26 protein-coding genes are annotated in these 24,320 nt (G+C 61.0%); 11 read left to right on the top strand and 15 right to left on the bottom strand.

Going from position 1 to position 24,320, the window contains the following annotated elements:
- Positions 1 to 24 precede the first annotated feature (24 nt).
- On the top strand, positions 25 to 429 hold the full coding sequence (locus ABID16_RS06185) for a hypothetical protein (RefSeq protein WP_354555443.1): 405 nt from the start codon (positions 25 to 27) through the stop codon (positions 427 to 429).
- A 16-nt stretch (positions 430 to 445) separates the two neighbouring features.
- Here the strand turns inward: ABID16_RS06185 and ABID16_RS06190 are convergent, their stop codons facing one another.
- From ABID16_RS06190 to rpiA, 8 genes are all read right to left on the bottom strand, one after another.
- Entirely contained in the window at positions 446 to 1,273 is an 828-nt protein-coding gene (locus tag ABID16_RS06190) for an SDR family oxidoreductase (protein WP_354555444.1), read from the bottom strand.
- A 22-nt stretch (positions 1,274 to 1,295) separates the two neighbouring features.
- Positions 1,296 to 2,483: a phytanoyl-CoA dioxygenase family protein gene (locus ABID16_RS06195; RefSeq protein WP_354555445.1), complete on the bottom strand. Its 1,188-nt coding sequence runs from the start codon at positions 2,481 to 2,483 to the stop codon at positions 1,296 to 1,298.
- 46 nt (positions 2,484 to 2,529) lie between these two features.
- Positions 2,530 to 3,099 carry a cytochrome b gene (locus tag ABID16_RS06200; RefSeq protein WP_354555446.1) on the bottom strand — a complete coding sequence of 190 codons (570 nt, stop codon included), beginning with the start codon at positions 3,097 to 3,099 and terminating at the stop codon, positions 2,530 to 2,532.
- 26 nt (positions 3,100 to 3,125) lie between these two features.
- Positions 3,126 to 3,587 carry a GFA family protein gene (locus tag ABID16_RS06205; protein WP_354555447.1) on the bottom strand — a complete coding sequence of 154 codons (462 nt, stop codon included), beginning with the start codon at positions 3,585 to 3,587 and terminating at the stop codon, positions 3,126 to 3,128.
- Between the two features lie 50 nt (positions 3,588 to 3,637).
- Positions 3,638 to 5,014: a class II 3-deoxy-7-phosphoheptulonate synthase gene (locus tag ABID16_RS06210; protein WP_354555448.1), complete on the bottom strand. Its 1,377-nt coding sequence runs from the start codon at positions 5,012 to 5,014 to the stop codon at positions 3,638 to 3,640.
- A 151-nt stretch (positions 5,015 to 5,165) separates the two neighbouring features.
- Positions 5,166 to 6,551 carry a glutathione-disulfide reductase gene (gene gor, locus ABID16_RS06215; protein WP_354555449.1) on the bottom strand — a complete coding sequence of 462 codons (1,386 nt, stop codon included), beginning with the start codon at positions 6,549 to 6,551 and terminating at the stop codon, positions 5,166 to 5,168.
- A gap of 173 nt (positions 6,552 to 6,724) precedes the next feature.
- Entirely contained in the window at positions 6,725 to 7,435 is a 711-nt protein-coding gene (locus ABID16_RS06220; protein ID WP_354555450.1) for a DUF2059 domain-containing protein, read from the bottom strand.
- 17 nt (positions 7,436 to 7,452) lie between these two features.
- A complete protein-coding gene (rpiA, locus tag ABID16_RS06225) occupies positions 7,453 to 8,151 on the bottom strand; it encodes a ribose-5-phosphate isomerase RpiA (protein ID WP_354555451.1) in 699 nt (232 codons plus the stop codon).
- A 187-nt stretch (positions 8,152 to 8,338) separates the two neighbouring features.
- Between rpiA and ABID16_RS06230 the strand changes: the two genes are divergently transcribed.
- Complete coding sequence (locus ABID16_RS06230; RefSeq protein ID WP_354555452.1) at positions 8,339 to 9,016, top strand: HAD family hydrolase; 678 nt, start codon at positions 8,339 to 8,341, stop codon at positions 9,014 to 9,016.
- Positions 9,017 to 9,065: 49 nt separating this feature from the next.
- Here ABID16_RS06230 and ABID16_RS06235 read toward each other — a convergent pair whose 3' ends face one another.
- The 4 genes from ABID16_RS06235 to ABID16_RS06250 form a co-directional block, all read right to left on the bottom strand.
- Entirely contained in the window at positions 9,066 to 10,955 is a 1,890-nt protein-coding gene (locus tag ABID16_RS06235) for a L,D-transpeptidase family protein (RefSeq protein ID WP_354555453.1), read from the bottom strand.
- Between the two features lie 286 nt (positions 10,956 to 11,241).
- The gene (locus ABID16_RS06240; RefSeq protein WP_354555454.1) at positions 11,242 to 11,916 is read right to left on the bottom strand and encodes an aquaporin; all 675 of its coding nucleotides are present in this window, start codon (positions 11,914 to 11,916) and stop codon (positions 11,242 to 11,244) included.
- Positions 11,917 to 12,429 (bottom strand): arsenate reductase ArsC, encoded by a 513-nt coding sequence (locus ABID16_RS06245; protein ID WP_354555455.1) that lies wholly within the window; start codon positions 12,427 to 12,429, stop codon positions 11,917 to 11,919.
- Between the two features lie 7 nt (positions 12,430 to 12,436).
- Positions 12,437 to 12,769, bottom strand: coding sequence for an ArsR/SmtB family transcription factor (locus ABID16_RS06250; protein ID WP_354555456.1), 333 nt, complete (start codon positions 12,767 to 12,769; stop codon positions 12,437 to 12,439).
- 132 nt (positions 12,770 to 12,901) lie between these two features.
- On the opposite strand from ABID16_RS06250, the gene fumC reads away from it, so the two are divergent.
- The 4 genes from fumC to ABID16_RS06270 all read left to right on the top strand — a co-directional run bounded on the left by fumC (position 12,902) and on the right by ABID16_RS06270 (position 17,793).
- Positions 12,902 to 14,287 (top strand): class II fumarate hydratase, encoded by a 1,386-nt coding sequence (gene fumC / locus ABID16_RS06255; protein ID WP_354555457.1) that lies wholly within the window; start codon positions 12,902 to 12,904, stop codon positions 14,285 to 14,287.
- A gap of 114 nt (positions 14,288 to 14,401) precedes the next feature.
- The gene (locus ABID16_RS06260; protein ID WP_354555458.1) at positions 14,402 to 16,009 is read left to right on the top strand and encodes a fumarate hydratase; all 1,608 of its coding nucleotides are present in this window, start codon (positions 14,402 to 14,404) and stop codon (positions 16,007 to 16,009) included.
- A gap of 177 nt (positions 16,010 to 16,186) precedes the next feature.
- A complete protein-coding gene (locus tag ABID16_RS06265) occupies positions 16,187 to 17,260 on the top strand; it encodes a GGDEF domain-containing protein (protein ID WP_354555459.1) in 1,074 nt (357 codons plus the stop codon).
- Between the two features lie 167 nt (positions 17,261 to 17,427).
- Entirely contained in the window at positions 17,428 to 17,793 is a 366-nt protein-coding gene (locus ABID16_RS06270) for a lysozyme inhibitor LprI family protein (protein WP_354555460.1), read from the top strand.
- 7 nt (positions 17,794 to 17,800) lie between these two features.
- Here the strand turns inward: ABID16_RS06270 and ABID16_RS06275 are convergent, their stop codons facing one another.
- The gene (locus ABID16_RS06275) at positions 17,801 to 18,160 is read right to left on the bottom strand and encodes a hypothetical protein (RefSeq protein WP_354555461.1); all 360 of its coding nucleotides are present in this window, start codon (positions 18,158 to 18,160) and stop codon (positions 17,801 to 17,803) included.
- A 136-nt stretch (positions 18,161 to 18,296) separates the two neighbouring features.
- Here ABID16_RS06275 and ABID16_RS06280 point away from each other — a divergent pair, with 136 nt between their 5' ends.
- Positions 18,297 to 19,130 carry an AraC family transcriptional regulator gene (locus tag ABID16_RS06280; protein WP_354555462.1) on the top strand — a complete coding sequence of 278 codons (834 nt, stop codon included), beginning with the start codon at positions 18,297 to 18,299 and terminating at the stop codon, positions 19,128 to 19,130.
- Positions 19,131 to 19,135: 5 nt separating this feature from the next.
- Here the strand turns inward: ABID16_RS06280 and ilvD are convergent, their stop codons facing one another.
- Positions 19,136 to 20,980, bottom strand: a complete 1,845-nt coding sequence (gene ilvD, locus ABID16_RS06285; RefSeq protein WP_354555463.1) for a dihydroxy-acid dehydratase — start codon at positions 20,978 to 20,980, stop codon at positions 19,136 to 19,138.
- 222 nt (positions 20,981 to 21,202) lie between these two features.
- Between ilvD and ABID16_RS06290 the strand changes: the two genes are divergently transcribed.
- From ABID16_RS06290 to msrQ, 4 genes are all read left to right on the top strand, one after another.
- The gene (locus ABID16_RS06290) at positions 21,203 to 21,712 is read left to right on the top strand and encodes a thermonuclease family protein (RefSeq protein WP_354555464.1); all 510 of its coding nucleotides are present in this window, start codon (positions 21,203 to 21,205) and stop codon (positions 21,710 to 21,712) included.
- 74 nt (positions 21,713 to 21,786) lie between these two features.
- Positions 21,787 to 22,017 (top strand): hypothetical protein, encoded by a 231-nt coding sequence (locus ABID16_RS06295; protein ID WP_354555465.1) that lies wholly within the window; start codon positions 21,787 to 21,789, stop codon positions 22,015 to 22,017.
- 148 nt (positions 22,018 to 22,165) lie between these two features.
- On the top strand, positions 22,166 to 23,125 hold the full coding sequence (gene msrP / locus ABID16_RS06300; RefSeq protein ID WP_354555466.1) for a protein-methionine-sulfoxide reductase catalytic subunit MsrP: 960 nt from the start codon (positions 22,166 to 22,168) through the stop codon (positions 23,123 to 23,125).
- Positions 23,126 to 23,183: 58 nt separating this feature from the next.
- On the top strand, positions 23,184 to 23,846 hold the full coding sequence (gene msrQ, locus ABID16_RS06305; RefSeq protein ID WP_354555467.1) for a protein-methionine-sulfoxide reductase heme-binding subunit MsrQ: 663 nt from the start codon (positions 23,184 to 23,186) through the stop codon (positions 23,844 to 23,846).
- On the opposite strand, the gene ABID16_RS06310 is transcribed toward msrQ, so the two are convergent.
- A complete protein-coding gene (locus ABID16_RS06310; protein WP_354555468.1) occupies positions 23,847 to 24,263 on the bottom strand; it encodes a ribosomal maturation YjgA family protein in 417 nt (138 codons plus the stop codon). It lies immediately after the preceding gene.
- Positions 24,264 to 24,320: the final 57 nt, after the last annotated feature.

The raw sequence follows: 24,320 nt of genomic DNA on the forward strand, positions 1-24,320 counted from the left end.
TTTCTCCAGCCGACAAGGTTTTCCATGCGCGCTTTTCTGAAAGTTTCCGCAGCCGTCGTGCTCTCTGCTGCGGCCCTCTCCTCCTGCCAGTCGCAGAAGGCTGCGCAAGCGCCGGTAAGCCCGCGTTCGGCAGCACTGCCCGTCATGGAGCGCATCACCACCGGTGCGAACGCCTGCTGGTTCCGCACCAAGGATCCGGCCTTTGCCGCTTACCGGATGGCCCCCGAGTTGAACTCCTTCAGCGGCAAGCCGCGCCTGCTGCTGGTCGCCAAGCACAGCCCGGAAGCGCGTCCGCTGCTCGTCATCATGGCCGAGGGTGATCCGGCGCGGCTGCAGGCCTTCGGCCCGATCATGCAAGGCGCCCTGCACGACAAGATCACCGCCGGTGTGAACCATTGGGCGCGCGGCAATTCCGGTTGCCCGACCTGATCGCTTCCCCGCCCCTTTACAGCGCCATCGGCGCTGACGGGGTAGGACCGGATTCATAACCACCCCAGATAACCTGATCGAAGCAGATTGCCGAACCGGTCATGAGGCCGGATTCGGGCGAGGACAGCCAGGCGCAGGCGCGCGCGACTTCCTGCGGATCGACGAGGCGGCCAAAGGGCTGGCCTGACGCGGCCTTTGCCAACCAGTCTTCCGACGCGCCGTGATAGTCGCGCTGGATGCGATCTTCGCCATCGGAGGCCATCCAGCCGATGTTCAGCTGGTTGACGCGGATGCGGTTCCTGAGAAGCGAGAAGGCCGTGTTCTTCGTCAGCGTCTCGAGCGCGCCCTTGGAGGCGCAGTAGGCGGAGAGAAACGGCTGGCCGGCCATGGCCGACATCGAGCCGATATTGACGATCGTGCCTTCGACCTTATCGCGGATCATCATCTTCACCGCCTCCTGCATGAGGAAGAAGGGGGCGCGGACATTGATCGCGAACATGCGGTCGAAGAGTTCGGGCGAGGTGTCAACGATGGTGCCGCGATCGGTGATAGCCGCGACATTGACGAGGGCGTCGACGCGACCGAAGCGGGTGTCGCAGGCCTTCATGACGGCAGCGGGTGCATCGATCGAGCCGAGATCGGCTTCCACAAAATGAACGGGCACGCCGGTGGCTGCCGAAATCTCGGCGGCAACAGCCTCGCCCTTCGCTCTGGAGCGTCCGCAGGTGATGATGCCGGCAGCTCCGCGCTCGGCAAAGAGGCGTGCGACTGCCGCTCCCAGCCCTTGCGTCCCGCCGGTGACGACGGCCACGCGGCCGTCGAGGCGTGCATAATTCTCGCTCATATCTTCTCCTCCCTCAACCCGCTCAGCTTTGACGCTTCTCGTCATAGGCGGCAAGGGCCGCTTCGAAACGTTCCGCTGTCCAGCCCTCGGCAAGCGCTTCTGCCATCAGCGCCGATTGCGGCTTCGGCGCAATGCCGCCGATGGGCGGGTCGCGGTCGAGATTTGTGGGGAAGGAATAGCCCTCCGCGCAAGAAGCAATAGCATTGGCGATGCCCGCCGCGTCCAGCCTCCCCTCGCCCTTGAGCTTGACGAGCGCCGTGTAGAGCTCCGCGCACATGCGCGTGCGGTTGACCGTCTCCATGGCGCGACCGAAGGCGGAGGAGACTTGCAACAGGTTCGCGACCCGCAGGATGTCCTTGGAGACATTGGAGCCTGCCGCATGGAAGAGCGCGGGATTGAAGAAGACGACATCGCCCTTCTCCAGCGGCAATTGCACATGGTTGGCGGCGAAGTAGTCCCTGAACTCCTGCTTTTCCAGCGCGACATAGCCCGGCTCGTAGGCCTGACTAAACGGCAGGAAGAGCGTCGGGCCGCTTTCGAGCGGCATGTCGCAATGGGCAACCGCGCCCTGCAGCGTCAGCACGGGCGAAAGCCGATGGACATGGGCCGGATAGCGCCCGATCTGCGCGGCGGTCATGAAGCCGAGATGGTAGTCGCGATGGGGCGTCTGTGACGCGCCGCCGGGGTTCACGCGGTTGACCTGCGCCGTCATCTGGTAGGCGGGGCCGAGCCAGGCGCGGCTCACCGTTTCGATGATCGGGTTGGCATAGTAGAGCGCGAAGTTTTCCGGATCGGCAAGGCAGTGCTTTTCCAGCGAATTCCAGATGCGGTCATTGGCGCCCGGCTTGGCGAAATGGTCGCCGCCGCCGGTCTTGGTGCGGTGCTGTTCTTCAATGATGTCAGCGAAAACCTGGCTGGCGCGATCGATCACCGCGAGATCGGCATAGGCGTGCTTGAAGACGGTAACGCCAGGGCCATGTGCCAGTAGATCGCAAAGCTCGGCGAGCACGGCTTCTTCATCGACAGCGGCGGCCTTTGCGAGGTTGGCGCTCTCGTAGATGACGACGTTCTTCTCGATGGAGCTGGCGTGCGGATAGTCGGCAAGGTTGGCCTTGCGCTCCACCAGCCGGCGGAAGTCGTCGAGCCGGCAATCGTCCGGCGTCAAACCATAGCGACGGCTTTGCGGCTCCAATTTGCGTGCAGCGTCCATGTTTTCCTCCCATGAAGCAATGTGACTGGCGGCCACTCCATGCCGCCTATTCGTCGATCAGCGTACGTCCCGGCACGAGCATGCGCATCATCAATCCATCCTTCAATGTAAACTGATGACGCAGAGCGGCAAGAGCATGAACCGCCGTCAGGATCAGCATGAAATAGGCGAGGAAGGCGTGGAAAACCGTCCAGAGACCGGCCGCATGGACCGAAGCGCCAAGCCCCAGGCGCGGCAGTGTAAACAGGTCGAAGACGCGGAAGGGCAGCAGCCCGCCCATTGTGGAAACGACCAGCCATCCGGTCAACGGAATGATGCCGAGGAGCGCCAGAAGCAGAACGTGGCTCGCAGGGGCCAGCCTGCGTTCAGCCTGCTCCATGCGCTGCGGCAGCGCCGGGCGTCGATTGAGGACGCTCCAGATGATCCTCACCACCCATAGGCACAGGATGAGCATGCCGATGGAGACATGGCGCGAGATCAGCGCCTGTTTTGCGGCAAGGTCCGGCTCGCTCTCCATCGTCAGGCCGATCCAGAACTGGAGGAAGAAGAGAGCCGCCATGATCCAGTGGAAGAGAATGGAAATGAGGCCGTAGCGCCTTTCCGTGTTCAGGATCATTGCGGTTTGCTCTCGTATCGGATGCATCAGCCGGCGGTCTGGATGACGGGACTTCTACCGGGATAGGCCGGGACGCCTTTGGGGATATCATAATAGTCGCCCTTGTCGGCGCAATAGATATGCTGGTCGATGACGAGGCCTGTGTCGCCGTCGAATGCCCCTGCCCCAATGGAGGTGTAGTCGCGGCTTTCCATCTTCCAGAACAGGAAAGAGCCACAGGTCTTGCAGAAGCCGCGGCGGATGCCGGGTGTGGCGCTATACCAGGCAACGTTGTCCTCTCCCTCGATGGTCAGATCCACGTCCGGCACATTGGTGGCGGCCCAATAGTGACCGGACTGCTTGCGGCATTGCGTGCAGTGGCAGGCGACGACGGCGCGTAAGGTCCCCCTCGTCTTGAAGCGCACCGCGCCGCAGAGGCATCCGCCTTCATGTATCTCGCTCACCACCCGTTCCTCCAAAAAGAAAATCCGGGAGCAAGCTTCTCGCATTGCTCCCGGATCATCAAATTCAAAACGCTCAAGCTAAGCTTCAGGCTAAATCAGCCATTGGCCGCCAGCGCACGCTTCTCATCGTGGCTCTGCTTCATCCGTTCGGCGAGCAGGAAGGCCAGTTCCAGTGCCTGGTCGGCGTTGAGGCGCGGGTCGCAATGCGTGTGGTAGCGGTCGCCGAGATCCGTGCCGGTGAGCGCGCGGGCGCCGCCCGTGCATTCCGTCACGTCCTTGCCGGTCATCTCGATATGGATGCCGCCCGGATGCGAGCCTTCGGAGCGATGGATCTGGAAGAAGCTCTCGACTTCCGACAGGATGCGCTCGAAGGGGCGCGTCTTGTAGTTGTTGAGCGTGATCGTGTTGCCATGCATCGGATCGCAAGACCAGACGACCTTCTTGCCTTCCTTCTCGACCGCGCGGATGAGGCGCGGCAGGTGCTCGGCAATCTTGTCATGGCCGAAGCGGCAGATCAGCGTCAGGCGGCCGGCTTCGTTGGCCGGGTTGAGCAGATCGATCAGCTCGATCAGGCCTTCGGCCGTCAGCGACGGGCCACACTTCAGACCGATCGGGTTCTTGATGCCGCGGCAATATTCGACATGAGCGTGGTCGGGCTGACGCGTGCGATCGCCGATCCAGATCATGTGGCCTGACGTGGCGTACCAGTCGCCCGAGGTGGAGTCGACGCGTGTCAGCGCCTGCTCATAGCCGAGAAGCAGGGCTTCATGGCTGGTGAAGAAATCGGTTTCGCGCAGCGAGCGATTGTTGTCCGCGTCGATGCCGATGGCGCGCATGAAGTCCATCGTTTCGGAAATGCGCTCGGCGAGCTTGCGGTAGCGTTCGCCCTGCGGCGATTCCTTGACGAAGCCGAGCATCCACTGATGCACGTTATCCAGGTTGGCATAGCCACCCATGGCGAAGGCGCGCAGAAGGTTCAGCGTCGCGGCCGACTGACGGTATGCCATAATCTGGCGTTCCGGGTTCGGGATGCGGGCTTCCTCGGTGAACTCGATGCCGTTGATGATGTCGCCGCGATAGCTCGGCAGCTCGACATCGCCCTGGCGTTCGATGTTGGACGAACGCGGCTTGGCGAACTGGCCGGCAATACGGCCGACCTTGACGACGGGCATCTGCGCACCGAAGGTCAGGACAACGGCCATCTGCAGGAAGGCGCGGAAGAAGTCGCGGATATTGTCCGCGCCATGTTCGGCGAAGCTCTCGGCGCAGTCGCCGCCCTGCAGCAGGAAGCTGTCGCCATTGGCGACGCTCGCCAGCGCCGTCTTGAGGCGACGTGCCTCACCGGCAAAGACCAGCGGCGGATAGGTGGCAAGGCGCTCTTCAGTCGATGCAAGCGCTGCTGCATCCGGATAATCCGGGACCTGCTGAATAGGCTTCTGCCTCCAGCTCGACGGGCTCCAGTTCCTGGTCATTTCACTCACCCTTCCCTCGCGGCTTTAAGTCTGCTTGCGCAGACTGCCGCCAATTACGATTTTCGGCGGCTTATACCCGCAGATTAAGGTTTTGCAAAGGATCACGGCACGCGAATTGTGACGGCTGTGGCGCGTTTGCGCCACGCCCTCTTCAAACCCGCTCGCCGTTCTTCAGCCGGTAGCTCGGCGTGTACATCGTCACGAGCTCTTCGGCAGCCGTCGGATGAACGGCCATGGTGCGGTCGAAATCGTCCTTCGTGCAGCCAGCCTTGAGCGTGATGCCCAGGAGCTGCGCCATTTCGCCGGCCTCGTGGCCGAGTATATGCGCGCCCACGACCTTGCGGTCGGCGGCGTTGACGATGAGCTTCATCAGCATCTTTTCCGAGCGGCCGGAGAGCGTCGCCTTCATCGGGCGGAACTCGGCGCGATAGACTTCGAGGTCCGGGTACTTCTTGCCCGCATCCTCTTCCGACAAGCCCACCGTCCCGATCTCCGGCTGGGAGAAGACGGCGGTGGCGATCAGGTCATGGTCCGGCGATGTCGGGTTGTTCTTGTATTCCGTCTCGATGAAGCACATGGCCTCGTGGATGGCCACCGGCGTCAGTTGTACCCGGTCGGTGACGTCGCCCAGCGCGAAGATCGAGGGGACATTCGTGCGGGAATATTTGTCGACAATGATCGCGCCCTTGTGATCGGTCGAGACACCGGCCTTCTCCAGGCCAAGACCTTCGGTATTTGGGTCGCGGCCCAACGCCAGCATCACAAGGCCGACATCGAGCGTACCGTGGTTCTTGGTCTGGGCGGCAAAGCCTTCGGCGGTCTTCGTCACTTCCTGGATGACATCGTGGCAGAGGACCTTGATGCCCTTGGCCTCCATGGCAGCATGAACGCCACGGCGCAGGTCGTGATCGAAGCGGGAGAGGATTTCGGCACCGCGATAGATCAGCGTCACGTCAACGCCGAGCCCGTGGAAGATGTTGGCGAATTCGACCGCGATATAGCCGCCGCCAGCGATCAGGATCGACTTCGGCAGCTCCTCCAGATGGAAGGCCTCGTTGGAGGAGATGCAGAATTCGTGACCCTTCAAGGCGGCATGCGGATTCGGGGTTCCGCCCACCGCAATGACGATGCGTTCGGCGGTCACGGTCTTGCCGGTCTTGACGATCTTCACCGTGTGCGCGTCTACGAGTTCGGCGCGGCTGTCGATCTGCTCGGCCTTCGCATTTTCGAGGCCCTTCCGATAAAGACCTTCGAGGCGCGAGATTTCCTTGTCCTTGGCGGCGACCAGCGCCTTCCAGTCGAACGAGCTTTCACCCACCGTCCAGCCGAAGCCAGCGGCATCCTCGAAATGTTCGGGGAACTGTGAGGCGTAGACAAACAGCTTCTTCGGCACGCAGCCGCGGATCACGCAGGTTCCGCCAAAGCGGTATTCCTCGGCGATTGCGACCTTCTTGCCGAGACTTGCCGCAACGCGGGCCGAGCGAACGCCGCCCGAGCCGCCGCCAATGACGAAGAGGTCGTAATCGTAAGTGGACACGTGATGTCTCCTGGAGAGGCCGCGAGCCGGGCCGATGCGAGAGGAAAATGTTCCCTGTCATTTGGGACGATTTGAATGCCATTGCAAGCCGTCCCGAAAGCGGTGCGGGTAACACAGCGTTCAAACGAAAAGAGCCCGGACTGGCCGGGCTCTTCGAATGCTTGACTGGCTGCTTACTGCTGCGGCTGGGCGGGCGCCTTCTGGGCAGGTGCCTTTTCCTTTGCAGGGGCCTTCTGCGCCGGAGCCTTTTCCTTTGCAGGGGCCTTTTCGGCCGGAGCCTTGGCCGCAGGTGCGTCGGCTGCAGCAGCCGGCGCCGTGTCGGTCTGCGGCTCGACGGCATCGTCAGCAAGCGGAGCCGGGGCCTGGCCGGCCTTGATCTTGTCGCCGATGATCTTTTCCAGCTTGTCGCCGGCGCTCTTCGACAGGTCGCGCTGGATGCCGGCGCTCCAGATGTCGGCAGCCTTGAAGAGTTCGCGGTTGGCGAGCGGGACGTCCTTCAGGAACTTCTTGCCGACGTCGGAATTGAAGAAGTTGGCAATGGCGTTGAGTTCATCGGTCGTGAAGGACTTGGCGTAGATGGTCGCCGATTCCTTCTCGAGGTCGCCGCGACGGGCGGCAAGTGCGAGAGCTTCGGCGTCAACCGTGGACGAGATGATGTCCTGATAGTTCGGCGAGGCCTGGATGAAGCCCGCCTTCATCTGCTCGGCGATATTCGGCAGGATCGAGTCGAACGGAACAGTCGCGCCGGTTGCCTTGATGGCGGCATATGCGGCCTTGAGCTGCTCGTCGGTCACTTCCGCGGCTCTGGAAACTGTTGCGAACCCGAAGCTCGAGGCAATGAGTGCGGCGGCCGCGACGCGGCCAAAAGCTGCAAACTTCAACATATAGCTGGTAACTCCCGTTATTCTTTTGGTGTCAGCATGCGGGCACCCGCCGGTCCGGCGATGACGGCAGCCGATGCCAGATTGATGAACAGTCCGTGTTCGACCACACCCGGAATCGCATGCAGCCTGTTGGAAAGGGCCTCTGCATCAGGAATACGGCCAAATGATGCGTCGAAAATGTAATGTCCACCGTCGGTCATGAAGGTTTCCTTCGCCGCGCCGCGCAGGACGATGTCGCCCGTCAGTCCGAGCGCCGATGCGACCTTTTCGATCGCTATGCGCGTGGCTGCCAGCCCGAACGTATTGACTTCGATGGGCAGTGGAAACCTGCCCAGCGTCTCCACCACCTTGGTCTCGTCGGCAATGACGATCATCTTGCGTGAGGCTGCAGCGACGATCTTCTCGCGCAGAAGCGCACCGCCGCCGCCCTTGATCAGGCGGAGCCGTGCATCGAGTTCGTCCGCGCCGTCGATCGTCAGATCGAGTTCCGGCAGCTCTTCGAGCGACTTCAGCGGGACGCCGAGCTCGAGGCAAAGGCGCGCGGTGCGCTCCGAGGTCGGCACGCCCTGGATGCGAAGGCCATCGGCGACCTTTTCGGCCAGAAGACGAACGAATTCTTCTGCCGTCGAGCCTGTTCCGATGCCGAGCCGCATCCCGTCTTCAACATGGGCGAGCGCTGCTTCGGCAGCCTTGATCTTCATCTGGCGGGCGTCCATGCGCCGAAAACTCCTGAATTCCCCGGATGGAGGCGCTTTTACACGGGCGGGCGGGCAAACGGAAGTCCAAATCCAAACATCGTTAAGACGAGTCCCGCACGTTTCAACAAACCAGGACGATGCGGGAGGCTTGCAGGTCGAGCCATGGCGCACTATCGAGGTTCAACGAATGTCGGAGCCCTGCCTCATGCCTTCCATGCCTACCGTCGTTTTCGATCTTGATGGAACTCTTGTCGATACCGCGCCCGACCTGATGGCCGGGCTGAACCATGTGCTCGCCATCGACGGGATCGAGCCGGTCCATTATGACGACATGACCTTTCTCGTCGGCCAGGGGGCGCGCGCAATGATCGAGCGCGGCTTCGCCCTGCGCGGCCGGCCCCTGGCCGAAGAGCGTCTGGGTGCACTTCTCGACATCTTCATCAGGCACTATCTCGACGATATGCCCGGCAAGAGCCAGCCCTATGCCGGCGTCGTGCGGTCGCTTGAGACATTGAAGGCGGAAGGCTTTCGTCTTGCTGTCTGCACCAACAAGCTCGAGAAGCTGGCGCTGCCTCTTCTGAAGGGCCTGAAGCTGGACACCTATTTCGATGCGATTGCCGGTGGCGACACGTTTCCCGTTCGCAAACCCGACGCTGCGCATGTCCTAAAGACGATCGAACGTGCCGGCGGCGAGGCCGCGGCGAGCGTGATGGTGGGCGATAGTGTCAATGATATCCTGGCGGCGCAGAATGCCGGCATTCCGGCGATCGCGGTTCCTTTCGGCTATTCGGACGTTCCGGTCGAAAGGTTGAACCCAACGCGCATTATCGGCCATTTCGACGAATTGACGCCGCACCTCGTGCGCAGCCTTCTCGCGCATTAAAAAACGGCCCGAAGGCCGTTTTCGAAAGTCTTTTCTTTGAGGTCCGTGTTCAGCCCTGTGCGCGGGCCTTGGTGGTCGCATCCATCGCGCGCTGCAGATAGGTGTCGCGACCGTAGACGTCGTCGAAGAATTCCACCTTGCCCTCGGCGTTCGGCCAGGCGGTGAAATAGGCAACATAGACCGGGATCTTCGAGGGAACCGGAACGGACATGTTCTTGCCGGTCGCGATGTCGGCAGCGACCTTGTCCTTGTCGACGCCGAGCACAGCCGCCGCCATCGCGCGGGGGTCGGACAGACGGACGCAGCCGTGGCTGAGCGCGCGCATGTCGCGCGCAAAGAAGGACTTCTGCGGCGTGTCATGCATGTAGATGGAGAACTTGTTCGGGAACAGGATCTTCAACTGACCCAGCGCGTTGGCATTGCCCGGCGGCTGGCGAACGTCGACATCGGGATTGCGGCCCCAGTCCAGGGCCGAGGATGAAACGACCTTGCCGCGGACGCTGACTTCATAGCCCATGCGGTCGAGATAGGACGGGTCCTGGCGCAGCTTCGGCAGCATCTCGTTGACGATGATCGAACGCGGCACGCCCCAGTAGGGGTTGAACTCGACAGTCTCGATCTGGTCCTGGAAGAAGTTGGTCTGGTGGTTGACGCCACCGACGACAACCTTCATCGCCAGCTGCTGCTTGTTGTCGTTGAAGTAGTAGACCATGAAGGCCGGCTGGTTGATGAAGACGCGACGCGAACCGAGGTCGTTCGGCAGCCAGCGGGCCTGCTCCATGGCGTAGATGAGCTTGTTGACCTTATTGCCCTGGCTGTCGCCACCCTGCAGCGCGCGGACCGTGCTCTTGCCGATTACGCCGTCGGGCTTCATGCCCTTTTCCTTCTGGAACGCCTTCACGACATCGACCAGTTCAGGGGCGTAGTCCGGGGAGCCCGTATAGGACTCCAATGTCATCGCATTCTCGGCCTTCAGGCCATCGGAGCCATGCTGCTTGATCAGCTCGATGATCTTCGGCAGTTCCGGATTGCTCTGACCCGGACGCAAAAGCGAAGTCAGGGAAACCTCGATACGCGGCTTCTGGTCGTTATTGGCAGCGCCGCTCTCGCGCGCCAGCTCGGCCTTCAGCGCCTGGAATTGCGGGCTCGAAGGATCGCGGCTCGACAGATAGGCGGCCACATCCGGGCTGCGCTGCATGATGGCGAGCGCGCCCTTGAGGTTCACGTCCTTGCGCTTGAATTCGTAATAGTCGGAAATGCGGTTCGGGTCGATGCGACCGCGAACGTCGTCCTGTACATAGGTCAGGACCGCTTTGGTCATTTCCAGCTCGAAGGTCATCAGCTTCTGCCGGTCCGCAGCGGGATCACCCGAAAGGATCGGCTCATCGACCTTGTAATCGGCCGGATTCAAGCCAACCTCGGCGGCCTTCTGCAAAACGGCAGCGGCTGCGCGGGCGCGATCGGTCACAGCTTCGTTGGTAATCCACAGATAGGTGTCGCCCTTGGCATAGAAGGACTCCATGGCCGAGGCGATCGAGTCCTCTGCGCGCAACGAGACAGACACAGGGGCAAGCGGCGCGGCTGTGCCATCCGACGAGACGGAGCCGGTCACGACCGGACCGGCAGACGCGGGAACCTTGACCGGGCGCTGGGCTTCCGGCTTGTAGGTGAAGTATTGCGACTTTTTGACCGTCGGCAGCGGATCAGGGTCCGACCCATCGAAATCGGCAGGCGCTCTGGATGAACTTGCCCGCGCGCCGTTCGTTACCGGTGCAGCGCCGACCGGTCCTTCCAGCGTGGCGCCCCGACGATCGACGCGGGGCTGCTCGCCGAATAGTATGTCGAAAAGCGAACGCTGCGCGAAGGCACCCGAGGTCTGTGCCGCAAAAACCATTCCCGTGACAGCGGCAAGCAGGGCGGCTTTGGAGGTCGTTTTCATGTCAGACTTTATCCCTCGGCCCTTCGGGCCGGCTGAAATTTCTTATTCGGTTAAGCGTTGGGGTCGCTCCAACTGCTAGCCGAACAAATGGAATACGGCCATAGGCGCCCAGATATTCCCTTGCCCGTTCCGCTAAGGGATTACTTCGGTTTTTCGGCCGCCTGAAGTGCCTAAATACTTGTTAAAATTATAGGCTTAATTTTTGTTTAAGAAATTGTGGCGGCCCGCCTCTCCGTGGCGCCGATTCGTTTTTTTCCGCGCTGTGGCAGATTGGGCACGGGCCACATCAGGCCGGGCGTTGCGGCGCGAAGAACCATGTCTTCAAAAGCACCGCCAGAACGCATGCCACGCACTGCGCAATCAGGAATGCCGGAACATCCTGCGGCCGAATTCCGGCGAAGGTGTTGCTGAGCGATCGGGCAATCGTGACGGCGGGATTGGCAAAGGATGTCGAAGCGGTGAACCAATAGGCCGCCACGATGTAGAGCGAGACCGCCTGGGATACGGCCCTGGCATTGAACTGTAGTGAGCCGAAAATGGTGAGCAACAATCCACCCGTCGCCACCGCCTCGGAAAGCCATTGCCCGCCGCCAAACCGGACCTTCGTGGAAATCTGCAGGAGCTGCTGATCGAACATCAGATGGGCAAGCCAAACGCCTGCAACTGCGCCAGCGATCTGCACGAAGACATAGAGACCGGCATCGCGACGGCCGATGTCACCGCAAAGTGAAAAAGCGATCGTCACCGCAGGATTGAAATGCGCTCCCGAAATGGGACCGAAGATGGTGATCAGCACGAAGAGGATGGCCCCGGTCGCAATCGCATTGGCAAGCAGCGCCAACGCAACGTTTCCGGCTGAGAGCGTCTCGGCCATGATTCCCGAGCCGACGACGGTCGCCAGAAGCAGGCCTGTACCGATGAACTCGGCTGCAAGTCGCCGGGTGAGCGAAAAGCCGTCCATTCAGCCCTCCAGCGCCATCCGTGTCGCCCCATCCAGCTTGCCGATTTCCGCAAGCGCCAGCCGCAATTGCGCGACCTCCATGGTTTCGACAGGAAGGGCCAGCAGCGCCCTCACCCTCAGTTCCAGCAGCCGGTAGGCGGCTTCGAAGGCCGCACGGCGCTCGTCGGACGTGCTCCCCTGGTGCGCCGGATCCGGAATGCCCCAATGGGCCTTGACCGGGGAACCGGGCCAGAGCGGACATGCCTCGCCGGCAGCGCTGTCGCAGACGGTGATGACGATATCCATCTTCGGTGCGTCGGGGCCCGCAAAGACATCCCAGCTTTTCGAAGCGAAGGTGGAAATGTCGTAGCCCTTATCCTTCAGCATTGCCAGACCATCGGGATTGGGCTCGCCACGCGGGTGCGAGCCTGCGGAATAGGCCTTGAACCGGCCTTCACCAAGACGATTGATGAGCGCCTCGCCCAGAATGGAGCGGGCGGAATTGGCAGTGCAAAGAATGAGAATGTTGAGCATGCGAACCTCAGCAGCAGCGTTTCAATGAATCGAAGGCCGGCACGCAGACGGACAGATCGCCACCGCAACAGTCTGCCATGAGAAATTCAAGGAGCGACTGCATGGTCTTCATCTCGACGCGATAACGGATGTGGCGCCCTTCCCGCTCGCTCACCACCAGCCCGGCCTGAGAGAGGACCGAAAGATTGGCCGACAGCGTGTTCGGCAAGGAAGACAAGGCAGTGGCAATGTCGCCCGCGACCGCGCCATCCGGCCCTACCTTGACGAGATGCCTGAAAATGTCGAGCCGCTGCTCGTGACCGAGGGCCGAGAGTGCAGAAAGGGCGTTTTTCTTTTCCATATTTCCAGAAATCACGAATTATAGAAATATACAAGCGCCTTATGATTTTTGCGCGCTGCTTATTTTATGTGGGCGAGCCGTGCCTATATTGGTTCGAAACCTTCTTCCCGCCCGCGTTTCCGGAGACCCACCATGTCCATCACCCGCACTGAAACCGATACATTCGGCCCGATCGAAGTCGAAAGCGACAAATATTGGGGTGCGCAAGCCGAGCGGTCGCTTAGCAATTTCAAGATCGGCTGGGAGAAACAGCCTGCGGCGATCATCCGGGCGCTGGGGCTGATCAAGGAGGCATCCGCCAAGGCCAACATGAAGCTCGGCAAGCTTTCGCCGGAAATCGGCGATGTGATTGTGACGGCAGCGCGGGAGGTTTCCTCCGGTAAGCTCGACGCGCATTTTCCGCTCTCCGTCTGGCAGACAGGGTCGGGCACACAGACGAACATGAATGTCAACGAGGTCATCTCCAACCGGGCGATCGAAATGCTCGGCGGAGAGCTTGGTTCGAAGAAGCCGATCCATCCCAACGATCACGTCAACATGAGCCAATCGTCTAACGACACGTTTCCGACGGCCATGCATGTATCGGCGGCCATCGAGGTGACCGGGCACCTGATCCCGGCGCTCGAAGAGTTGCACCTGGCGCTTGATGCGAAGCGCAAGGCTTTCGGCCACATTATCAAGATCGGCCGCACGCATACGCAGGATGCCACCCCGCTGACGCTCGGTCAGGAGTTTTCCGGCTACGCGGCGCAGGTCGGCACAGCTATCCGCAACATCAGGGCCAGCCTGCCCGGTCTCTACGAGCTCGCCCAGGGCGGCACCGCCGTCGGCACAGGGTTGAATGCGCCGGAGGGCTTTGCAGAGCAGGTCGCGCATAACATCGCGGAACTGACCGGCCTGCCCTTTATCACCGCACCCAACAAGTTCGAGGTCATGGCCGCGCATGATGCCATGGTCTTCGTCCATGGTGCGATCAATGCCGCAGCTGTCGCTCTCTTCAAGATCGCCAACGATATCCGTTTCCTCGGCTCGGGCCCCCGCTCCGGTCTCGGCGAACTGGCGCTACCGGAAAATGAGCCGGGCTCATCGATCATGCCGGGCAAGGTCAACCCGACACAGTCGGAGGCGCTGACGCAGGTCTGCGCGCAGGTCTTCGGCAACCATGCGACGCTCACCTTCGCCGGCAGCCAGGGCCATTTCGAGCTGAATGTCTATAACCCGGTCATGGCCTATAATTTCCTGCAGTCCGTCCAGCTGCTCGGCGACGCCGCCCGCTCCTTCACCGAACATTGCGTACGCGGTATCGAGGCGCGCGAAGACAATATCAAGGCGGCGCTGGAACGCTCGCTGATGCTGGTCACCGCGCTCGCCCCGAAGATCGGCTACGACAACGCCGCCAAGATCGCCAAGACCGCCCACAAGAACGGTACGACCTTGCGCGAGGAGGCGCTGAAGAGCGGGCTGGTGAGTGGAGAGGAGTATGACGCGATCGTTCGGCCGGAGTTGATGATTGGGTGAAGTTCAAACCTAAACCGTTTGAATGCTGCTTCTACCCCTTTGCCGGTAATTGCTTTTTAAAAATCAGATGATTAGACAGTCTCCGACCTCTTTTTCCCAGCGGAGACTGTCCAGATGGCAGACGATCTTTTTCCCCTCGGTTCCGACACCACGCCCTACCGGAAAATTTCGAGCGATTACGTTTCGGTCGAGACGTTTCGCGGTCAGGATATCCTGACGGTGGAGCCGGAAGGGATCCGGCTTCTGGCGGAAACGGCGCTGGCCGATATCAACCATCTTCTGCGCCCCGGCCATCTGAAGCAGCTGGCGACCATCCTCGAAGATCCCGAAGCGACCGAGAATGACCGCTTCGTCGCCTATGACCTGCTGAAGAACGCCAATATCGCCGCCGGCGGCATCCTGCCGATGTGTCAGGATACGGGCACCGCCATTGTCATGGCCAAGAAGGGCCGTCGGGTGTGGACCGAAGGCGGCGACTATGAAGCGATGGCACAAGGCATTCTGGACGCCTACCAGAAGAAGAACCTGCGCTATTCGCAGCTCGCGCCTCTGAAGATGTTCGAGGAAAAGAACACGCGCAACAACCTGCCAGCGCAGATCGACATCTACGAGGAAGGCACGGACGAGTACAAGTTCCTGTTCATGGCCAAGGGCGGTGGCTCGGCCAACAAAACCTATCTCTATCAGGCAACACCGTCGCTGCTCACGCATGACCGCATGGTCGAGTTTCTGAAGGAAAAGATCCTGACGCTCGGCACGTCTGCCTGTCCTCCCTACCATCTGGCCATCGTCATCGGCGGCACGTCGGCGGAGATGAACCTGAAAACCGTCAAGCTCGCCTCGGCACGCTATCTCGACGAGCTGCCGACCGAGGGTTCGGAAACGGGCCATGCCTTCCGCGATCTCGATATGGAAGCGGAAATCCACAAGCTGACGCAGTCGCTCGGCGTCGGCGCGCAGTTCGGCGGCAAGTATTTCTGTCATGACGTTCGCGTCATCCGCCTGCCCCGACACGGCGCCTCGTTGCCCATCGGGCTTGGCGTGTCCTGCTCGGCAGACCGGCAAGCCAAGGGTAAGATCACCAGGGACGGAATCTTCATCGAGCAGCTCGAGACCGAACCGGCGAAGTATATGCCCGAGATCGACGAGGCGAAGCTTTCCGAACATGTGATCAAGATCGACCTCAACCGGCCGATGAAGGATGTTCTGGCAGAGCTGACGAAGCATCCGGTCAAGACGCAGCTTTCGCTGACCGGCACGATCATCGTGGCGCGCGATCTGGCGCATGCCAAGATCCGCTCGATCCTGGAAGCTGGCGGCGAGATGCCGCAATATATGAAGGATCATCCGGTCTATTATGCGGGTCCCGCAAAGACGCCGGAAGGCATGCCGTCGGGTTCCTTCGGTCCGACGACGGCCGGCCGCATGGACAGTTATGTCGACCAGTTCCAGTCTTTCGGCGGTTCGATGGTGATGCTCGCCAAGGGCAACCGCTCGAAAGCCGTGCGTGACGCCTGTGCACGCCATGGTGGCTTCTACCTCGGTTCCATCGGCGGCCCGGCCGCGCGTCTGGCACAGGATTGCATCCGGAAGGTCGAAGTTCTGGAATTCCCGGAACTCGGCATGGAGGCCGTCTGGAAGATCGAGGTCGAGAACTTCCCGGCCTTCATCGTGATCGACGACAAGGGGAATGATTTCTTCAAGGAACTCAATCTCGGTTGATCCGGACTGATACATCCCGAAGGCCGCAGATTTCAGACGCAGTCGTCACTGAAGTCCGCGGTCTTTATTTTAGCGACCATTCAACAAATTGGGTCGCCGCTATCTATAATTAATGCTTTTCAAAGAAATTACCCCTAGAACTTTCAATATGCATTTTTGAGTATTTGGGGGTAATTTATGTCGTCGACGCCTGTGCAACCAAAGGTTCAGGTACCGGACATAGCTGCACAAGTCACCTATGCCATGCGTAGCATGGGCGTTCCGCCGATCCCGCGCAATTATGAACTTTTCTACGAAGCGTATATCGGCTCCAACCCCAAGCTGACCCGTGAACTGGCAGCGCTCGGCAACAAGGCGACGCAGCGCGAGCTGGATGCGATCGGCGAACAGTATTTCGGCGAACAGCACCGCGCCAACCTGGTCGAGGGCGCACACACCAAGATCCTGTCGGAGCTGGAAGGCCTGCTGCGCCTCCTGAAGCAGGAACAGACTTCGCTCGAAAGCTACAACAAGCTGCTTGGCGAGACCTTTACCCGCATCAACACGAAGAACGCCTCCTCCGCGGATCTGCTGCGCAATGCGATCAGCATCCTCTCCGACGCGACCGGCGACACGATGGCGCAGGGCGCCGTCATGGTGCAGAACGTCGTTGAGAAGTCGGCTGAAATGGACCTCGTGCGCAAGGAACTCGACGAGTACAAGCGCATCGCCAACACGGACTCGCTGACGCGTCTGGCCAACCGCCGCGCCTTCGACGACAAACTTGCGCAGATCTACAGCGAGAAGAAGCACATGTCGCTGACGGCGCTCGTTCTCTGCGACATCGACCATTTCAAGAAGATCAACGACAGCTTCGGCCATCCGGTTGGCGACAAGATCCTGGCCACCGTGGGTAATGTCATCAAGGCGAATGTCCGCAAGGACGTGTTCGTTGCCCGCACCGGCGGCGAGGAATTTGCCATCATCATCGAAGGCAATACCGAGACGGAAGCCCTGCAGATCGCCGAACGTATCCGCAAGGCGCTGGAAGCGACGCCCTTCAAGAACTCCAAGACCGGCGTCGACTACGGGCCCGTGACGCTTTCGCTCGGTGTTTCAATGGCCTGCGACAGCGAAGACCCGAACGAGATCTACTCGAAGTCGGATATCGCTCTCTACTGCGCCAAGAATTCGGGACGCAACCGCGCCATGCTGTTTGAGGACGGCATGAAGAAGGACGCGGCAAAGAGCTGGCTGCTTTATCGCAAGTGAGCCTGAAGACGTCCTGAGAAGCATGTGAGGCGTCCGCAGGGCGCCTTTTGTGTTTGGGGCGCGACGGAACCATCGTGGCGATCGGCGCATTTCAGCCATCAAGGCTGAGCCAGGGGGTACGCGTGATCTTTTGCGTGAGCCGCCCGGTGTCTGAAGAAGGAACTTCCATGAAGACGATCGTCCGCTCCACTCTCGCCCTTGCCGCCCTCACCTTGAGCGGGCTTGCCGGTTATGCCGCCCACGCGGCAAGCTTCGACTGCGACGCCAAGACGCTCCAACCGGACGAGACCGCCATCTGCGCCAATCGCGATCTCAATGACCTGGATGTACGCATGGCCACCGAGTTCAAATGGCTCTCGGGCATGTATGCGATGGGTGTACGCGGCGAGTTGCAGGACCAGCAGACGGCCTGGCTTAAGACGCGCCAAGCCTGCCAATCCGATCTTGCCTGCATTCGCAAGGCCTATGAGGATCGCCTGAAGGTGTTCGAGAACGACTACAACAGGTTCGAACGGCCAGCGCCTTCGAAATAAGGCGGCATCATTTTGTGACGCCCGCGCTGCCAAACATGTCCGCAAGCGCAAGTCCCGCCAAAACCAGTCCTGTGACCACGTGGTAGAGCACGCGGGGGTCCGCAGCATTGCCAATTGACAGCCCAAAGGCGAGAACGACCGCGACCCAGGCAAGGCAGCCTGCAACGCAGATCGCCGCAAGCGCCCTGTCGACAGTGCGGTAGGCGCAGAGCACGCAAATTGCCGAGAGGAAAATGGCGAAGACGCTTGAGCCCAGCGACCAGACGAGTGCCGGGCGGTTGTCGGGGAAGGCCAGAAAAGAGCCATAGCCGTGCAGCAAGGCGCCTATGAAAAGGATTGCCGAGAACAGAAGATGGGCGATGAACATGATTGTGTGGTCCTGATTGAGTTACGGGTCAGGGCGTAAGCGTGATGCTTCCATCCATTGCTGCAGGTCTAGCGCGGCCTTACGCAGTATGATTGTATATTTGGGAAGTCAGACCATTCCAGACGCGGGAGACGCGATGAAGCTGACGAGCATTACGCCGCATCCGGTCATTGCGCCCTTCATCCATCATTTCTGGGTGTTTGAGGCGCCGGCAGGCATTCCGGCGTCCGACGCGCGCATTGTCGTTCCCAATGGCAGGCCGAAGCTGATCGTGCCGTGGCGCAACGGACTGGACGCGGGAAACGAACGGCACGGCCGCATGACGCGCGAAAGCGAGATCGTTTTCATCGGTGTCTGGGACGAGCCCACCACCCTTTCCTCCTCTCCTTCTCCCACTACGACCATCGGCATCGAATTCCATCCGTCGGGGCTGGCACGTTTTCTCCGTGGCGACATGAGCGACATCTTCTCGGCGATTGCGCCTGCGGACGCGCTTCTGGGCCGGACAGGCCACGCATTGCAGCAGCGGCTTTCCTCGGCAACAACGATTGGGGAGGCCGTCGGGCTAACGCAAGCATTCCTGCTGGAGAGCTTTCGGTTCGAGAAGGACCGGGCGGATTTTCTGGTGGATGCGGCAATCTCGATGATGCGGCAAAGCCGATCCGGATTGCGTATCGAAGACATTGCCGACCTGCTCGGCTGCTCAAGAAGGCATCTGCAGACGGTCTTCAACCAGCGTATCGGCATCGGCCCGAAGCGGCTTCAGGGCATTCTGGCCTTCGAAGGGCTCTACCGGGCATTTGCGCGCGACGGCGACGTATCGCGGCTCAATGCCGAGGCGCTGGATCACTTCTACGACCAGCCGCATTTCATCCGCAGCTTCCGCGACTATACCGGCTATTCGCCAACGAAATACGCCGAACTCAGCAATGAGTTCGGCGCAATCTTCTACCGTCAATCGTCAGTCTAGACGTCTCAGCTATACTCGTCCGGCAGGATGCGCACGGCGCCCTTGTCGGCCGAGGTTGCGAAGGCGGCATAGGCCTTCAGCGCCTGGCTGACATTGCGCTTGCGCGGATGTTCCGGCTTCCAGCCCTTGGCAGCCTGTTCGGCATGGCGCTTTTCGAGTTCTTCCTTGCCGACGATCAGGTTGATCGTGCGGTTCGGGATGTCGATCTCGATGATATCGCCGTTCTTCACGATCCCGATGAGGCCGCCGTTTGCCGCTTCCGGCGAGACGTGGCCGATGGAGAGGCCGGAGGTGCCGCCGGAGAAGCGACCGTCGGTGAGCAGCGCGCAAACCTTGCCGAGGCCCTTGGACTTCAGATAGCTCGTCGGATACAGCATTTCCTGCATGCCAGGACCACCCTTCGGGCCTTCGTAACGGATGACGACAACGTCGCCGGCCTTGACCTCGTTGCTCAGGATGCCCTTCACGGCGGCGTCCTGGCTTTCGTAAACGACGGCCGGGCCGGTGAATTTGAGGATGCTTTCGTCAACGCCGGCTGTCTTCACGATGCAGCCGTCGAGCGCGATATTGCCCTTGAGGACAGCGAGACCGCCATCCTTGGAGAAGGGATGTTCGACCGAGCGGATGACGCCGCCCTTGCGGTCCATGTCGAGTTCTTCCCAGCGCTCTTCCTGGCTGAACGCAACCTGCGTCGGCACGCCGCCGGGGGCTGCGAGGAAGAAGTTGCGGACCGTCTCGGAGTTCGTGCGCATGATGTCCCAGCGGTCGAGCGCATCGCCGAGCGTCGCGGCATGAACCGTCGGGCTGTCGCGGTTGATCAGGCCGCCGCGGTCGAGTTCGCCGAGGATCGCCATGATACCGCCGGCGCGGTGCACGTCTTCCATGTGCACGTCGTTCTTGGCCGGTGCGACCTTGGAGAGGCACGGCACCTTGCGTGACAGGCGGTCGATATCGTCCATGGTGAAGTCGATCTCGGCTTCGTGGGCGGCCGCGAGAATGTGCAGAACCGTGTTGGTCGAGCCGCCCATGGCGATGTCGAGCGCCATGGCGTTCTCGAAGGCCTGCTTGTTGGCGACGTTGCGCGGCAGGACGTTGACATCGTCCTGCTCGTAATAGCGGCGCGTAATATCGACGATCTGGTGGCCGGCCTCGACGAAGAGGCGGCGGCGGTCGGCATGGGTTGCGAGCGTCGAGCCGTTGCCGGGCAACGAGAGGCCGAGGGCTTCCGTCAGACAGTTCATCGAGTTGGCCGTGAACATGCCGGAGCACGATCCGCAGGTCGGGCAGGCCGAACGCTCGATGGCGTTGACTTCCTCGTCCGTGAAGCTTTCGTCAGCGGCAGCAACCATCGCGTCGACGAGGTCGAGAGCCTGCTTCTTGCCCTTGAGCACGACCTTGCCGGCTTCCATCGGGCCGCCCGAGACGAAGATCGACGGGATGTTGAGGCGCAGAGACGCCATCAGCATGCCGGGGGTGATCTTATCGCAGTTGGAGATGCAGACCATGGCGTCGGCGCAGTGGGCGTTGACCATGTATTCGACGCTGTCGGCGATGAGCTCGCGGCTCGGCAGCGAATAGAGCATGCCGTCATGGCCCATGGCGATGCCGTCGTCGACGGCGATCGTGTTGAATTCCTTGGCGATGCCGCCGGCGGCTTCGATTTCGCGGGCGACGAGCTGGCCGAGATCCTTCAGGTGGACGTGACCCGGCACGAACTGGGTGAAGGAATTGACCACGGCAATGATCGGCTTGCCGAAGTCGCCGTCCTTCATGCCCGTGGCGCGCCAAAGGCCGCGCGCACCAGCCATGTTGCGGCCATGGGTCGTGGTTCTCGAACGATAGACAGGCATGGGCTTTTCCTCGGGCTGAGCTATTTTTTGGCGTTTTAGTTCACCAATGTGGCAAAACGCATTTCAAATTTATGTCTTCGTCCTACAGCACGCAACCTTGGCTGTCACTATCGGTTCGGCCCGATCCGGTACGCTCCGGTACGCCCCTGACAATCTGACTCGCTAAGCAATTCGAAACGGTTCGCCCGTTACGCTTCGCGTCGAGATTCGCGAGGCGGGACCATGCTGCGGCATATATTCAGGACGATGGTTTCAGCAGCCGTATTGGCGGCCATCTGGATCATTTTGCCGCAAGGTTTCCTGTCCCGTGTCGAGGAGCAGGCGTCTGCAAGAACAGCGCCGGAGGATGTCCCTTCGTCCGAGACGACGGGTTCCATCGCCCGCCCGACCCGTTTCACCTTTTGTGGCGGCGGCAGCATGGTCAATTGCGTTGTCGATGGCGATACGTTTCGGCTTTCGGGCGACAAGATCCGGATTGCGGATATCGACACTCCCGAGCTTCATCCCGCCCGCTGCCCCTATGAGCAGGCGCTGGGCGAAGCCGCCAAACAACGCCTGCTGGAACTGCTGAATGCCGGCCCCTTCGACCTGAAGCCCATCGACCGCGACACCGACAGATATGGCCGCAAGCTGCGCGTCGTCATGCGCGGTGGAAAGTCGCTGGGTAACGTGCTGGTGACCGAGGGACTGGCACGCACCTGGGAAGGCCGTCGCCGCGGCTGGTGCGACTAAACCAACCAATCGAATGACATCGGCGACGGAGGAGACTATCCTGTCGCTGATTTGCAAGGGAATGCGAGGCAGACATGGCCGGCAAGAATGACGAGGAAAACCTCGTGAGCCTGAAAGACTGGCAGAAGAAGAAAGCCGAGCAGGCGCGCGAGGCTGAACGGCAGAAGCCGCGCAAGCCCGGCGGCGGGCCGACCCCGGCGCTGGCGGTCAAGGTCGTGCTGGCTGTCTTCGTTCTGCTCATCCTGTGGCTGGCCATGCCGGCGGGCTATCTCAACATTCTCACGCGGACTTTCACCGGCGGCTGACCACGTAGGCACGCGCACTCACGAAAACGTGGCTGCTCCCCCTCTTCCATGTGATAGCGGAACCTGTTTTCCTTCTCTCCATGAAACCTTCCGGCTTATTTGCCCGTATAGGCAGGTACCAAGCCGAATGAAGCGATGGAAGAGAGCCATGACCTATCGTCCGCCCCGCATCCCCTCCTCGGAGATCACGCCGAAGAGCGTCTACCTGAACCGCCGCCAGTTGATCGCAGGCGCTGCTGCCGCAGGCGGTCTCGCGCTCACCGGCGGCTCCGCCTTTGCCGCAACGCCGATCCGCATCGGCAACAAGGTGGACGACGCCAAGGGCGAGACCGTCACGCCGAAGGAGTCCGCCACCACCTACAACAACTTCTACGAATTCGGCACGGACAAGTCCGATCCGGCCAAGAACGCCGGCAAGTTCAAGCCTCTACCCTGGGCGATCAAGGTCGACGGGATGGTCGCCAAGCCGCAGACCTTCGGCTACGAGGACCTGCTGGCGACCATGCCCATCGAAGAGCGCATCTATCGCTTCCGCTGCGTCGAAGCCTGGTCGATGGTCATTCCGTGGGACGGTTTCCAGCTGTCCGAACTTCTGAAGAAGGTGGAGCCGCTGGGCTCGGCCAAATATGTCGCCTTCGAGACCGTCGTGCGCCCGGAAGAAATGCCCGGCCAGAAAGGCTATTTCCAGCCGTTACCATGGCCCTATGTCGATGGGCTTCGGCTTGACGAGGCCATGCAGCCGCTGACCCTCATGGCGGTCGGCATGTATGGCGAGGCGCTGCCGAACCAGTCGGGCGCGCCGATCCGGCTCATCGTGCCGTGGAAGTATGGTTTCAAGAGCATCAAATCCATTGTGCGCATCACGCTCACGGACAAGGAGCCGCCGTGCTCCTGGAACAAGGCCGCTGCGAACGAATATGGCTTCTATTCCAACGTCAACCCGAAGCGGGACCATCCGCGCTGGAGCCAGGCGACCGAACGGCGCATCGGTGGGAAGAGCGGCTTCTTCAGCGGTGGCGGCGAGCGGCGCGATACGCTGATGTTCAACGGTTATGAGGAGGTCGCAAGCCTCTATTCCGGCATGGATCTCATCAAGACCTATTACTGACAGCTATGCGCCGGGCGGCAGCCATCAGGCCGCGCCCCGCGCATGAGGACTTTCCACGATGACCGCCACCTCCACCCGTCCCGCAGCCCGTGCCCGGCCGTTCAACTGGCTGCCGGTGAAAATCTGGGCGCTTTACATCGTCGGGCTCATCCCGGCGGTCTGGTACTTCTATCTCGGGGCCACAGGGAATCTCGGGGCCGATCCGGTCGTCACCTTCGAGCACAATCTCGGCTTCTGGGCGATCCGTTTCCTTCTGGCGACGCTTGCCGTGACGCCGATCTTCATTCTCGGCGGGCCGAACCTGATCGCCTATCGCCGGGCGCTGGGACTTCTCGGCTTTTGGTATGTGCTCTTCCACTTCACCGTCTATCTAACGCTTGACCGGGCGCTCGATTTCTCTGCCATCATCCCGGACATCGTGAAGCGTCCCTATATCACCATTGGCATGCTCGGCTTCATCATGCTGATCCCGCTGGCGCTCACCTCGAACCGCTTCTCGATCCGCAGGCTGGGCCCGCGCTGGAACAAGCTTCACAAGCTCTCCTATCTCGTCATCATCGCAGGCGTCGTGCATTTCGTCATGTCGACCAAGGTGCTGATCGTCGAGCAGACGATCTATATCGTGCTCACCGCCCTGCTCCTCGGCTTCCGCGTCTTCAAGAAGCCGATCATGAACTGGCGCAAGGAGCGGATGAAAGCGAAGCGGCTGGCGAAGGCCTGATCAGGACGAAACCGATTTGCGGCAGGATCGAGCGGGGAACAGCGCACTAACGGCACAAGCCAGCGCAATGCCGACCAGATAGGCGACGATATTCCAGGCGGAAAAGACCCGCCCGAGCAGCAATGCTCCTGCCGTCGTCAACCGGAACGCATCCAGCGCATCGACATGAACGAGGCGAAAAAGCTCGACCGCGACGGAGAACATGCTTGCCGCCAGAAGCGTGGTGGAACGGCGCGCGTGTGGGAGAAGAGCCAGTGTCAGGAAATAGACCATGCTGCCCCAGAGCACCGAGCCGCCGTATTTGACGACCGGGAAGGTGAGCCCGATGCTGTAGCCATATCCCCGCAGCGCCAGCCCTGCGACCATCGTCAGCGCTGCGGCAACCAGTGAAAAAACCCGAAATCGATCGTGCGACATGCGTTTTCCAGATTGCAGCGACGTGGTTATGTCTGTTTCATGTCTGCGTATTTCATT

The sequence above is a fragment of the Limnomicrobium aquaticum genome (assembly GCF_040545545.1).
GTDB lineage: Bacteria > Pseudomonadota > Alphaproteobacteria > Rhizobiales > Rhizobiaceae > Ensifer_A > Ensifer_A aquaticum.